This window comes from Psychrobacillus syltrankelensis, assembly GCF_055454035.1.
In genome coordinates this window covers 210737-223909 of the sequence record NZ_CM144227.1, presented here as the reverse complement: position 1 = coordinate 223909, position 13173 = coordinate 210737, and the positions used below count along the sequence as shown (strand labels likewise).

At 35.2% G+C, this 13173-nt stretch carries 10 protein-coding genes and 1 pseudogene; 2 read left to right on the top strand and 9 right to left on the bottom strand.

Annotated elements, in window-relative coordinates:
- Nucleotides 1-3: 3 nt before the first annotated feature.
- From polX to zapA, 3 genes and pseudogenes are all read right to left on the bottom strand, one after another.
- A pseudogene (polX, locus tag ACTSKG_RS01115) lies at nucleotides 4-1706 on the bottom strand (DNA polymerase/3'-5' exonuclease PolX).
- Nucleotides 1707-1755: 49 nt separating this feature from the next.
- Nucleotides 1756-2298: a CvpA family protein gene (locus tag ACTSKG_RS01110; protein ID WP_464756324.1), complete on the bottom strand. Its 543-nt coding sequence runs from the start codon at nucleotides 2296-2298 to the stop codon at nucleotides 1756-1758.
- A gap of 4 nt (nucleotides 2299-2302) precedes the next feature.
- Complete coding sequence (gene zapA / locus ACTSKG_RS01105; protein WP_464756323.1) at nucleotides 2303-2563, bottom strand: cell division protein ZapA; 261 nt, start codon at nucleotides 2561-2563, stop codon at nucleotides 2303-2305.
- A 78-nt stretch (nucleotides 2564-2641) separates the two neighbouring features.
- On the opposite strand from zapA, the gene rnhC reads away from it, so the two are divergent.
- A complete protein-coding gene (gene rnhC, locus ACTSKG_RS01100; RefSeq protein ID WP_464756322.1) occupies nucleotides 2642-3583 on the top strand; it encodes a ribonuclease HIII in 942 nt (313 codons plus the stop codon).
- Nucleotides 3584-4185: 602 nt separating this feature from the next.
- The gene (rpoN, locus tag ACTSKG_RS01095) at nucleotides 4186-5484 is read left to right on the top strand and encodes an RNA polymerase factor sigma-54 (RefSeq protein ID WP_464756321.1); all 1299 of its coding nucleotides are present in this window, start codon (nucleotides 4186-4188) and stop codon (nucleotides 5482-5484) included.
- A gap of 702 nt (nucleotides 5485-6186) precedes the next feature.
- Here rpoN and hutH read toward each other — a convergent pair.
- The 6 genes from hutH to ACTSKG_RS01065 all read right to left on the bottom strand — a co-directional run bounded on the left by hutH (nucleotide 6187) and on the right by ACTSKG_RS01065 (nucleotide 13070).
- Complete coding sequence (gene hutH / locus ACTSKG_RS01090; protein ID WP_464756319.1) at nucleotides 6187-7692, bottom strand: histidine ammonia-lyase; 1506 nt, start codon at nucleotides 7690-7692, stop codon at nucleotides 6187-6189.
- A gap of 343 nt (nucleotides 7693-8035) precedes the next feature.
- Entirely contained in the window at nucleotides 8036-9202 is a 1167-nt protein-coding gene (locus tag ACTSKG_RS01085) for a M20/M25/M40 family metallo-hydrolase (RefSeq protein WP_464756318.1), read from the bottom strand.
- Nucleotides 9203-9232: 30 nt separating this feature from the next.
- Nucleotides 9233-10468 carry an imidazolonepropionase gene (gene hutI / locus ACTSKG_RS01080; protein WP_464756317.1) on the bottom strand — a complete coding sequence of 412 codons (1236 nt, stop codon included), beginning with the start codon at nucleotides 10466-10468 and terminating at the stop codon, nucleotides 9233-9235.
- 329 nt (nucleotides 10469-10797) lie between these two features.
- Nucleotides 10798-11520, bottom strand: coding sequence for an amino acid ABC transporter ATP-binding protein (locus ACTSKG_RS01075; protein ID WP_464756316.1), 723 nt, complete (start codon nucleotides 11518-11520; stop codon nucleotides 10798-10800).
- Nucleotides 11517-12173, bottom strand: coding sequence for an amino acid ABC transporter permease (locus ACTSKG_RS01070; protein WP_464756315.1), 657 nt, complete (start codon nucleotides 12171-12173; stop codon nucleotides 11517-11519). The genes ACTSKG_RS01075 and ACTSKG_RS01070 overlap by 4 nt, the downstream gene beginning before the upstream one ends.
- A 69-nt stretch (nucleotides 12174-12242) precedes the next feature.
- Complete coding sequence (locus ACTSKG_RS01065) at nucleotides 12243-13070, bottom strand: basic amino acid ABC transporter substrate-binding protein (RefSeq protein WP_464756314.1); 828 nt, start codon at nucleotides 13068-13070, stop codon at nucleotides 12243-12245.
- Nucleotides 13071-13173 lie beyond the last annotated feature (103 nt).

Sequence of the window (13173 nt, the reverse complement as noted above, 5' to 3'; positions counted from 1 at the left end):
TAATTACTTCTTAATAAATTGCTTAAACTTCTCTAATGTCCACGTATTTACAATGCTTTCTTTGTGAAGCCAAGCTTTTTGTGCGTAACGTATTCCAACATCCATATATTTAAGTTGGTCCATATGATGGGCATCTGTATTAATTGCAATTGAAACAGAAGCTTCTTTCGCTAAACGTAAGTATTCGGTTTTTAAATCCAGTCGATACGGACTGGCATTTAGCTCTAGAATTTTTCCATATTCCTTTGCCCACTTTATTAACTCAGGTACATCCGGATTATACCCTTCACGTTGTTCAATAATTCTTCCTGTTGGATGAGCAATCATATGTACATATGGATTTTTTATAGCATTATATAAACGCTCCATTATTTTTTCTTGCGGTTGACTAAAACTTGAATGGATGGAAGCAATAACAAAATCTAACTGTTTTAAAACTTCATCATCAAAATCAAGCGAACCATCAGGTAGAATATCCATTTCCGTACCAGCAAATATTTCAATATCTGTATACTTAGCATTTAGTTCTTGAATTGTTTCAATCTGATGTAATAAGCGCTCTTTGGAGAGACCATTTGCTATTTTTAAGTAATCAGAATGATCCGTGATAACCATATGCGAATAACCTTTTGCCAAACAAGCTTCTACCATTTCTTCTATGGAATGTGCTCCGTCTGACCAAGTCGTGTGCATATGAAAATCGCCTTTTATATCATCTAATGTCACGAGTGATGGTAATTGATCTAGCTTGGTAAATTCTGATCCGTCTTCACGTACAGTAGGTGGGATAAATGGTAAACCAAAATAGCTATAGAACTCATATTCAGACTCAAAATGTTGAATGGTTCCATCTTCTAACTCCACTCCATATTCACTTATTTTCTTCCCTTGGTCTTTTGCGATTTGTCTCATTTTAATATTATGATCTTTGGAACCTGTAAAATGGTTTAAAGCAGAAGCATATTGATGTACTTCTACTAAACGGAAATCTACATCCACTTCATTTTCAACATCCAGAGTAATAGACACTTTTGTGTCGCCAGCTGCAATGACTTTTATAATTGGAAGTACCTTTAATAACTCTTCTCGGACTTCTTGTGGTGAACCTGTCGCAATAATAAAATCTATGTCTTTACTTGCTTCTTTTACTCTTCTATAAGAACCCGCTACAGAAAACTTTTCGATCATAGAGATATCTAAAAGCTTATTTTCGATCATTTCTACGATGGGTTCTAACTGCCAAATTGCTGTTCTTTCTGGCTTCGATTGGAAGCTTTCAATTTCAGCTAATATTTTCTCTTCTGTCTTCGCAGCAAATCCTGCTAAAGTTTGTACTTTCTTTGCCAGACAAGCCTCTTTTAAAGCGTCTATCGAGTCAATTTGTAGTTCCTTATAAAGCTTAGCTATTTTTTTCCACCAAGTCCCGGTATTTTTAACATAGGAAGCAGTCCACTAGGTACCGTGTTTTGAAGTTCTATTAACAAGGAAGAATGACCTTCATCCATTAAATCTTCTATGACCGCACCCGTCGCAGTCCCAATTCCTTTTAATGACAGAATATTATCCATTTCAGCAAGACTACGTGCATCTAATTCTAGTACTTGAGCAGCTCTACGAAACGCTGAAACTTTAAAAGAATTTTCTCCTTGTAATTCCATATATAAAGCAATTTTTTCTAATGTGCGAATAATAGTCTTTTTATCCATCAATAGAACCCCTTTCATTCGAAAAAAAACTCCCCTCTACTGAGAGAAGTTATTTTTCAATATAGATATACCACCAATTTTTTACTGTCTCTGAAAGTAGTGGCGTGTGATTAAGAATCCAAGACGTTAAACTAGATTTTGATATAAAATTTTGAATAAAATCGATAGGCAACATTGCAAAAACGTATAGTAAAACAAATATAATGAAATAAAATTCAATAAAACCTAAAACTGCTCCTATCATATTGCTTATAAAACCAAGTATAGGCAAATACTTTAAAAAATCAAACATCGACGCTAATAAATGAAGTGCAAATTTTACGACCATAAAAATCAGCGCAAATGCAATAATACGATAAAAGGTTTGGTCTAAGTCTAAACTCTCTACGGCAATAGTAAGTTTAGAGCCGGTAGTTATAGCAGGAAATGGAATCCATAAAACAAATTTCTCCGCAAGTGGTTTATAATAAGTATAAGAAACGATGAGCGCGATGATAAAACCAGTCATGTGAATGAGTTGTACAACTAACCCTCGTTTTGCGCCAGTTATAAAACCAGCGACAAGTAATATTAATATAAGAATATCTAACATTTTTTCAGTCCTTTAACTTTTTCAATTCTTCTTCTAGAAGTTCTAATTGTTCTTTTACTTTTATGTAATCGTTTACTGCATTGACTGCTGTTAATACTGCCAATTTAGCAATATCTAATTTACCGTTATGAGAATGTATTTCTCTCATTTTATCATCTACCATGGAGGCAACAAGACGCATATGTCCAGAAGTTTCGGTACCTACCATTTTATAATTCTGTCCATATATATCAACAGATATTTTCGTTTTTTGTTGTTCTGACAAAGATGCTCCCTCCCCCAGAAAATCCTATTAATAATAATAACACGAAATAGATTGTGATGTGAAGAAAGGAACGAAGGAATGTCAAACGAAGTTATAGTAATGCAACCAAAAGAAATAGAAAAAGTGAAAGCTCATTATGCACAATATAAAGTTGAAAGGTCTGCACCTGGAGTATTATTTGCTGCAAAACTCCACGATACTGCTATCACTATATATAAATCTGGTAAAGTAATGTTTCAAGGAAACGGTGCTTCCCGTGAAGTTTCCTTATGGGGAGGAATCTCCAATGCACCGATAGAAAAGGCTATTAGTAGTGCGACAAAAGGAGACACTTTACCGCCAAACTTCTCCTCTTACTCAGTCATTGGATCAGATGAAACGGGTACTGGTGATTATTTTGGTCCAATAACAGTAGCAGCATGTTATGTTCGTTCAGAACAAATTGAATGGGTACAAGAACTTGGTGTAAAAGATTCAAAAATGTTAACAGATGATGTTATGCGGAAAATGGCTCCAGATTTAATGGCTACTTTAACTCATAGTGTGCTCGTTTTAAAAAATGAAAAATATAACGACATTCAAAGTCGAGGTTGGTCCCAAGGGAAAATAAAAGCCCTTATGCACAACCAAGCTCTTAAACATGTGTTGAATAAAATGAAACCGGAAAAACCTGCATTTATATTAATAGACCAGTTTGCTGAAAGAGGCATTTACTATAATCATATTAAAACGGAAAAAGAAATCATCTGTGAAAATGTCTTGTTTTCTACCAAAGCTGAACAGTTGCATGTATCTGTCGCAGCTGCTTCCATTATTGCAAGATATGCATTTTTAAAAGAAATGGACCGTCTTAGCGAAATAGCAAAAACGACCATTCCGAAAGGAGCTAGCTCAAAAGTCGATGAAATTGCTGCAAAAATTCTTTTAAAACATGGAGAAACATTTTTAAAATCCATTACGAAGTGGCATTTTGCCAATACGCAAAAAGCTATTAAAATTGCAAACAAGAAAAGAATCTAGACACTCCAAGATGAAAACATATTTAAGTTGCATCTTCTATTATAAGAAAAACGTAAGCGTCCTTTAAGTACATTTTGTCTTCTATAATGCAAGAGTGCTTTGGACGAAACATTAAACTAATTCTATCTTCTCTGCTATAGACTGGTCTAAATCTTCTTGTTACGTACTACTCACTTAATGGATTGTAGTGAAAGGTGGCAACTCCGGACGGTGGCCAACAGGATGTTGGTCACGAAGGCGTTGCCACACGATGTGGTGCTATTAGCCTTCGTTCCTCATCGCTCAACCCGCGGAATGCGTCCACCTGAAACGGAATTCCGCGGTATTACTTAATTCTTTAAAGTACTTTGAACACTGATTTCTCTACACATTAATACATATACTTCCCTATCTTTTAAGAAAGAAGCAAGCGCCTATTCAGCGAAAAGTAGAAGCCAGAGAACTCAATGAATTTTCTTGAATAATATAACATAATTTTATATTAAAATAATTCCCACTATTCTCATATTTATATTAAAAAATGTCGAAAATTGTAGTATAATTAAGTACATAATAATGTAAGCGTTCTCATATAAACGTAAGAGTACATGAGGAGGAATACTATGGAACTCATACTTACACAAAAACAAGAACAGAGTTTAGTAATGACTTTTCAATTAAAACAAGCTATTGAATTATTGCAATACTCCACTTTCGATCTTTATCAATACATAAAAGAGCAAGAGTTAGAAAACCCATTGATCGAATTGGAAGAGCAACCTCAAGATTTTTTGTATGCAGAGAGATCACATGGAAAAAATATATTAAATGGATCCTCCCAACAACTAATAGATTATGCACAAAATAGTGACATTGATATGAGACATAACTTAGTTAAACAAGCGAAGTTACTATTCAAAAAGGAAGAAGATCAGCAACTTGTAAAATATCTTATATACAATCTAGATGATAGTGGATTTTTACAGTTAACCAATTATGAACCTTTTGATGAAGATATCGTAGAGAGAGGGATTCATCTTCTTCAACAGATTGGACCTATTGGATTAGGCGCAAGAAACATGAAGGAATGTTTGCTTTTGCAAATAGCATACAACTATCCAGAAAAAAAATTAGCTAAAAGACTTATTGAAAATCATTTAGACTTATTAGCAAATAGAAAGTGGAATGACATATCTCGTTGTATGAAAATTTCGTTAGCAACTGTAAATGAAATGTATAAATTCATTCAAACATTAAATCCAACTCCTTCCTTTGGTATTTCAGATTTTTCTGTAGAGTATTTAGTTCCTGACATTGTTGTGGAGCTTAAAGATGAGAAACTTATTTATTATTTAAACGAAAGTTATCTACCAGATATCCACTTTAACAATCAGTACTCGGACTTGATGAATGTTAAGGATGAAACATCTAAATATATTAACAATCAATTTGCAAACTATAAATGGTTGCTAAGTAGTATTGAACAGCGACGATTGACCATTTTAAAAATTGTTGAAGTCTTAATAGAAAAACAAGAAAGCTTTTTTCGAGAAGGGTTCAGTTCACTGAAGCCCTTAACCTTAAAAGAAGTCGCAAGTGAGATAGAGATGCATGAGTCGACTGTTAGCAGAGCAACTATGAATAAAGTTATTCAAACACCTAAAGGGTCTTTTGATCTTCGTAAGTTATTTACTTCTAAGCTAGAAACAAACGATGGAAGTTTAATCTCCCAGACGGAAGTTAAATTACTCTTAGCAAATATAATAAAGAAGGAAAACAAATGTAAGCCTTTTTCTGATCAACAAATTGCAAATCACTTCAATGATGAAAAAGGGATAACAATTGCAAGACGCACTATTAGCAAATATCGAGAGGAATTAAATATCCCTCCTGCAAGACAACGAAAAGAGATTAGTGTATAAAAGGAAATCATAAAGAGGGTTAGGTATTCAAAACAAGAAAAACGCAAGCGTCCTATAACGAATCATTAGCTACTATTAACGGAATACTCTTTTTCCGGTAATCTTGTGGCTTATGTTTGTCCGTCGTCCTCTTGAATAGGTTTGGATAATGAGAGAATAAATCCTGTCCTATTCTTTTAAAGGCGGACGAAGATACAATTTCGTCCGCTAAACACTTCTCTCAGATTCCAATGGATTTCTGGTATTAAGCTTGAATGCTCAACTAAAAAGTTAAAAACTGTGATAGAGCGACTAATTGTAAGATGAAAGCTACAGATTCTACACTGAAAGCAACCAAATCCTGAACAAAGCAACCATTTCTCAATGTAATGAGTTAACTTTGAGTTGTACAAATCAGCGTTATACAATCCTGTAAAACTAAAAACACAATGAACTAAGGGGTTACGGATTTCTTACCGCAATCCCTTAGTTGTAATTAGATTTAATAAAGTTGATTTGTGAATACTTCAGGCAAATATCCAATAAATTGACCAAATGTAGTCATTCATCATTATAATTATCAAGAATATTATCCCTGCCATACCTATTGAGAATGCATTTGCCCACCATTACGCGCTCAGGGTAACTCCTATATTTTATGAAAAAAACCAATCCTAACTGTCCTTTTTATGTAAACAGTTAGAATCGGTTTTTTTCTTAGAGTTATTTTAAGTCGTCTGCTCTTAAGATATATTGTGCCAGTTCTTCCATTTGGTCAGAAATCGCTCGGTCACCGTCTAATGGAGGACAAATTCCTCGTACGATTTCTAAGTATTTTCTTGTAGCTGGAGCTAATTGATTTTCCGCTTTTTCTAAGTAAATAGCTTGAGAAGCACAGATTAGTTCAATCGCTATAACACGAGCACTATTATGAATAATTTCTCGTGCTTGGCGTGATCCAATTGTCCCCATACTTACATGATCCTCTTGGTTAGCCGAAGTAGGAATAGAGTCAACACTTGCTGGATGAGCTAAAACTTTATTCTCCGAAACAAGTGCTGCAGCCGCATATTGAACTACCATCAAGCCACATTCTAAACCTGGATCCATCGCTAAAAATGGTGATAAGCCACTTAACTGTGGATTCACAAGTCGTTCTGTTCGACGCTCCGAAATATTAGCCCATTCTGCTGCTCCTACTTTCAAGAAATCCATAGCAAGTGCAATCGGCTGACCATGGAAATGACCTCCAGAAATAATTTCACCATTTTCTAATATTACAGGGTTATCTGTCGCAGAATTAATTTCAACTTTTAATCTATCGTCTACATAATTAAATGCTTGCCAAGAAGCCCCGTGTACTTGTGGAATACAACGAATCGAATATGCATCTTGCATTCGAACTTCTCCTTGATGGGTAATCCGTTTACTTCCTTCTAACCAATTTCTCATTCGAGAAGCAACGAATTCTAGCTCTGGATGAGGGCGAACTGCTAATAATTCAGGATCGAATGCAGAAATTATTCCTTGAAGAGCTTCCATTGTTAAACAAGCAGCCATATCTGCCGCTAAACCAAGACGCTCTGCCTCATTAATAGCGACAACCCCAACTCCAGTCATTGCTTGTGTTCCATTAATTAATGCAAGTCCTTCCTTTGCTTCTAAAGTCACTGGTTTTAGTCCAGCTCTCTTTAAAGCTTCTCCACCTGAAAGAATCTCTCCCTTGTATTCTGCTTTTCCTTCACCTATTAAAACGATTGCAACATGCGAAAGTGGAGCTAAATCGCCGCTAGCTCCAACTGACCCTTTACTCGGAACTACTGGATGAACACCTTCATTAATCATCTCGACTAATAATAAAAGTGTATCTTCCTTTATCCCTGAAAATCCTTTCGCAAGCGCATTTGCGCGTAGAGTCATCATTGCCCGTACTATTGGAGTGGGCAGTGGATCACCTACGCCAACTGCATCTGCACGAAGTAAATTTAGTTGTAATTTAGCAATATCTTCTTTTTCTATTTCAATGTCACTTAATTTTCCAAATCCTGTATTAACTCCGTAAATAACTTTTCCATCTCTTAATTGTTTTTCAATTCGTTCGCGACTAGCTCGAACTCGGATTAAATCTGCTTCTGGAATTACTACTTTTGCTGATCCATAAACAACACTTTCGATTTTATGTCTGTCTAATGTAAGACCATCTAATTCTACTAATTTTTCATTTGTCATGTATGTCCACTCCTGTATGTTGTATGTTATAAACTATTGGTTTCCATTAAACAGATAACTGACTCAATTTCATTATTCAAAGTTAGAGCATAAAACACGAACAATATTAAAGCGAAATGTGAGAATATCTATAAAATACTCTTCATTCATGATTTCCGCTATCGGCGGACGCTTTCCGCGGGGTGAGCGATGAGCCACCACCGCCGCTTTGCGTCGTTTGTGATGTCTCATACGTCTCACTCATCCCGCTGGAGTCGCCGCATGTCGCTCCATTCAATAAAATAATTATTGTTCGTTTTTTTATATTAATTGCTATTTATGAAATTAACTCAACTATATAAAATTACTCTTTTTTATGATTGTTGTACCATTGTTCAATTAATCCCGCCGTAAGTCGTCCAGTATTTATTAGGTTTTCTACGCTCAAGCATTCTCTAAAAGAATGAATATTTTGGAAACCATTTCCTAGTGTAATACAAGTTAATCCGTTCTCATTTAACACATTCGTATCAGCGCCGCCAAGTGTTTCTGTTAAATACGGATTGACTTTAATATTATGAGCAGCAGATTCAACAGTTTTTGTTAAAATGTGATCTTCAGGGATATTGAAACCACTATATTTTTTCTCAATTCTGACTGTCAATTTACCGCCGTTTTTCACTGCTGCTTCTTGCATAGCGTCTTCCATATGCTGCAGCTGCTTTTCTAATTTTTCTTTTGAAAAACTACGAACTTCCCCTGCAACCATAACAGTACCAGGTATAATGGATGTTAACTCTCCACCTTCGATTATTCCAATATTGGCAAGTGTCTCCTCATCAATTGTTCCAAGGTTCATGTTTAACAATCCTTTTGAAGCAATAAGAAAAGCACTATTCCCTTCCTCTGCATTTAATGCAATATGGGCTGCATTTCCTTCAACCGTTAACCAAATCCTACTACTATATGGTCCCTTTAAAATAATTTGACCTACATCGCCACTACTATCGAATATATAACCATCCTTACTCTTTACTTTGCTATAGTCCATATGAGTTGCTCCAACAAGTCCTGGTTGTTCATTCACAGTTAAAACAAATTCGATTGGACCATGTGGAATACCACTTTCAATAACAGCTCTAATTGCTTCTAAATATGAGGCTAAAGCTGCACGGTCATCTGCACCTAAAATCGTTGTCCCATCAGAATAAATAATACCATCTTTTATTACTGGTTTCAGACCTTCTGTAGGAAGTACTGTATCCATATGTGTAGAGAAGAACAGTGGAGGAATCGATGAATCCGTACCATCTCGCCATGCTATCAAATTACCTACTTCACCATTAAATTTTTTATGTGCTTCATCAAATTCAAGAGTAAAACCAAGTTCTGTTAACGCTTTAATTAAATAATCCGCTACTAGTTGTTCCTTTGAACTTGGTCCATTAATTTTTGCAAGCTCTAGAAATAATTCCAATAAACGTTCTTCATTTACTTGTTCAGCAGCGGTAGCAAATTGTTTTTGTATCATTGCAAAACCTCCAATTATTTTAGAAATATTTTATCTGCTTACTACAACTTTTCCATCTTTAATAACCGTCTCTACAATATTTGTCCCAAGTTCATATGCAACATGTTTATAAGTTGGAATATCCCAAATCTGTAAGTCTGCTAGTTTACCAACTTGTATTACTCCTCGATCTATTAAATTTAGCGCTTGTGCTCCGCCATATGTAGCTGCTTTTATTGCTTCTTCTACTGTGAATTTATATAATCTGCATGCTAGGTTAATGACAAATTGCATAGATTCTGTATAGCATGCAGGGCACAGATCAGTTGCAAGAGCTATTTTCATCCCTAAATCAAGCATTTTTCTTGCATCAAATGGTTTTTTATGTCCAACTGCAAAATCTAGTGCTGGCATTAAAACACCTGTTACATCTGATTTAGCGAGTTTCTCCATAACATCCTCAGGGGTGTAATTTAGATGATCTACAGAAACCATGTTCATTTCTACTGCCAGGTCAGAACCTCCGATGTATGAATACGCGTCTGCATGTAATTTGGGTTTCATTCCATATTGCAAAGCCGTTTCTAAAATTTGCTTGGATTCCTCCGCAGTGTAATATCCTTCATCGCACCAAGCGTCACAAAACTCTGCAAGTTTATGCTCACCAACTTGTGGAATCATTTCTTTGATAATAACATCAAGGTATTCACTTTTTGACATTCCTTTTGGAAATCCATGAGCTCCTAAAAAAGTATTAAGTACATCCACTGGAGTCTCTTTATCCAATCTTCTACCCACTTTTAGAATTTTAATTTCACTTTCAGTTGTTAAACCATAACCACTTTTACTTTCAATTGTTGTAATCCCGTAGTTTAGCATGGATAACATTCGTTTCTTCGATTGTTGGAATAAATCTTCTTCCGAAGCATCTCGTGTAAGTTCAATTGTTCGGTTAGGTCCTGTAGTTATTCCAAGCTCTTTTAGTTTTTCAGGATCATTTCCAGTTAATTTAGCAGCGTACTCCTCTACTCTCGTTCCATTAAAAACAAGGTGTGTATGACAATCCACAAACCCTGGAGCAACAACTTTCCCAGTTGCATCAATAACTTTTGATTCTTTTAAGTCAAAATTATTGCTAATTTCCTCTTTTGAACCTACTCCAACGATTTTGTCATCTTTAACTGCGATCCAAACATCCTTTAGTACGTTAATTCCTGCCATGCCTTCACCTGTACAGGTTATTGCTTCAGCCGCATTGCTAATAATTAAATCAACTTTTGTTTTCATTCAACAAACTCCTTTCACTACCAAACCAACTTTTTCCATAAGTTTAAAGAAATAAAAATGCAAGTGGTGTAACAATATGAGCGTTAGTACTGTTCTTAAGCCATGACGAGTTGGTCTAATGGTATGGAATTTTTGTCGTTTATATTAATTGGCATAAAAATCATAAATATTCCAATTGAACTGAAGCAGAAGAATTTGAAAAAATTTCTGAATGAGTAAATCTTTTGATTTTCACAAATGGTAATTTGCTGTCCTTCTACTGATTCTTGAAAATTATTCATATTTTCACTCCTTGACAATATAAGTATTTCTCCAAGCTTTAGCTGACTTTATAATACCTTGCTTAAGAAGGACTTTGTTCTTTCTTGCTGCGGGTTCTCAAATAGTTCTTTAGGAATATTTTCTTCCACGATAAAGCCACCATCCATGAATAAAACGCGATCACCAACTTCGCGCGCAAAACCCATCTCATGAGTTACAACTACCATAGTCATCCCCTCAAGAGCTAGTTGTTTCATCACTTCTAGTACTTCACCAACCATTTCTGGATCCAATGCCGATGTTGGCTCATCAAAAAGCATTATTTTAGGCTCCATTGCAAGTGCTCTTGCAATAGCAACTCGCTGTTTTTGTCCGCCAGATAAAGAATCCGGATAGGCATTCGCTTTCTCCTTAAGCCCCACTTTACGAAGAAGTTCCAAACCTCTTTCTTTAGCCTTTTCTGCTGACAGCTTCCTTACCCTCATTGGAGCGAGCATTATATTTTCCATTACAGTTTTATGTGGAAATAAATTAAATTGTTGAAAAACCATCCCTACCTCTGTTCTTACTTTATTTATATCTGTTTTCTTGTCAGTAATATCGATTCCTTCTATCGAAACATGACCGTCAGTAATAGTCTCAAGTAAATTTAAACATCTTAAAAAAGTAGATTTCCCTGATCCTGATGGTCCAATTACCACCACTACTTCCTTTGGTTTAATAGATGCACTAATATCTTTTAAAACTTCATTATTACCAAATGATTTTTTCAGATTTTTCACTTTAATCATTCTGTTGCCAACCTTCTTTCAAGACGATTTAATAAGAAACTCAAAGAAGTAGTTAACACGAGATAAATTAGGGCAGCTGTTAGATATGGCTCCCATACACGGTAATATTGGCTCGCTAGCGCACGACCGTAATACATTAACTCAGGAGTTGCTACAATTGCAGCTAGTGATGATTCTTTTATAAGCACGATGAATTCATTCCCTAGAGGGGGAATCATTCTTTTAAATGCTTGTGGCAAAATAACATCTTTCATCGATTGAACATGATTCATACCAAGTGACCGGGACGCTTCCATTTGCCCTTTATCAATTGACTGAATGCCTGCTCTGAAAATTTCGGATATATAAGCTCCAGCAATCAAGGAAAGTGCAATAATACTAGCCACTATACCGTTTGTATGTCCTATTAACATAGGAACTACACCAAAGTGAATTAATAATATTTGGACGAATAATGGTGTTCCACGGAAAAATATAATATAACAATTACATATAAACGAGATGATTTTATTACGCATCATTTTCCCTAAACCAATTAATAGACCTAGAACAGTTCCTATTAGTATCCCTACAATCGACAAACCAATTGTGAGAAGCGTACCTTTAAGGAAAAAAGGAATATATTCTGCGATAATATCTAGTCTAAAATCCATTGATGTCCCCCCTCATTAGAACCAAAATTGCGCAACTACTCTTTGGGAGTTACGCAATTTTTGAACACTTTACTTCTTTTTCTGTTGATCTAACAGTGTAACAACGTCTGGCTCTGCCCCAAACCACTGTTCATATATTTTTGCATACGTACCATTTTCTAATACCTTTGTAACAGCTACATCAAAATCCTTTTTAAGTTCACTACCCTTTGGGAACATAATTCCGTAAAACTCTTTCTCAAAGCCTTCTTCATCTTTTATAACTACTAGCTTTTTATCTGGATTGTTTTTTGCATATTCTTCCACTACTGCATTATCAGCAACAACTGCATCAGCACCACCGCTGATCATTTCCAAAATAGCTAGATTATTATTGTCGAATTTTTTAATATTTTTATTATTTTTCCCAAGAATACTTTCAACTGCTTCTTGTCCTGTAGTGCCACCAAGAACAGCTATTACCTTGTTATTTTTTAAATCTGCAGCACTTTCGATATCACTACCTTCAGGAACTAGAATTTCGTTTGTTGATAAATAATATGGCACCGAAAAATCATATGTTTGTTCTCGCTCATCATTAATAGTAATCGCACATACCCCTAAGTCAGATAGCTTATCTTTAACTTCTACAAACAAAGGGTCCCAGCCTACATTTACTAACTCAATGTCATAACCTGCTTCTTTCGCAACCGCTTTCATGAAGTCCGCGTCAAAACCTGTTATTTCACCTTTATCTAAATAGACAAATGGTGCATAGTTTGCCTCTGTCGCTACTTTAAGTTTTTTCTTTTCTACACTTGAACCATTACCCTTTCCTGCACTAGCATCACTTGTACCACAAGCTGCTAAGATTAGAGCAAAAATCATAACAATAGTTAGAAATATATTCTTCTTCATTTAATTGTCCCCTTAGATTTAGTCAATTTTTTAAATCCATTAGTCAAGAATAGAAAATTAAACATTTATGATTAGAGAAAAGGTAAGGAAAGATCTAAAAAAA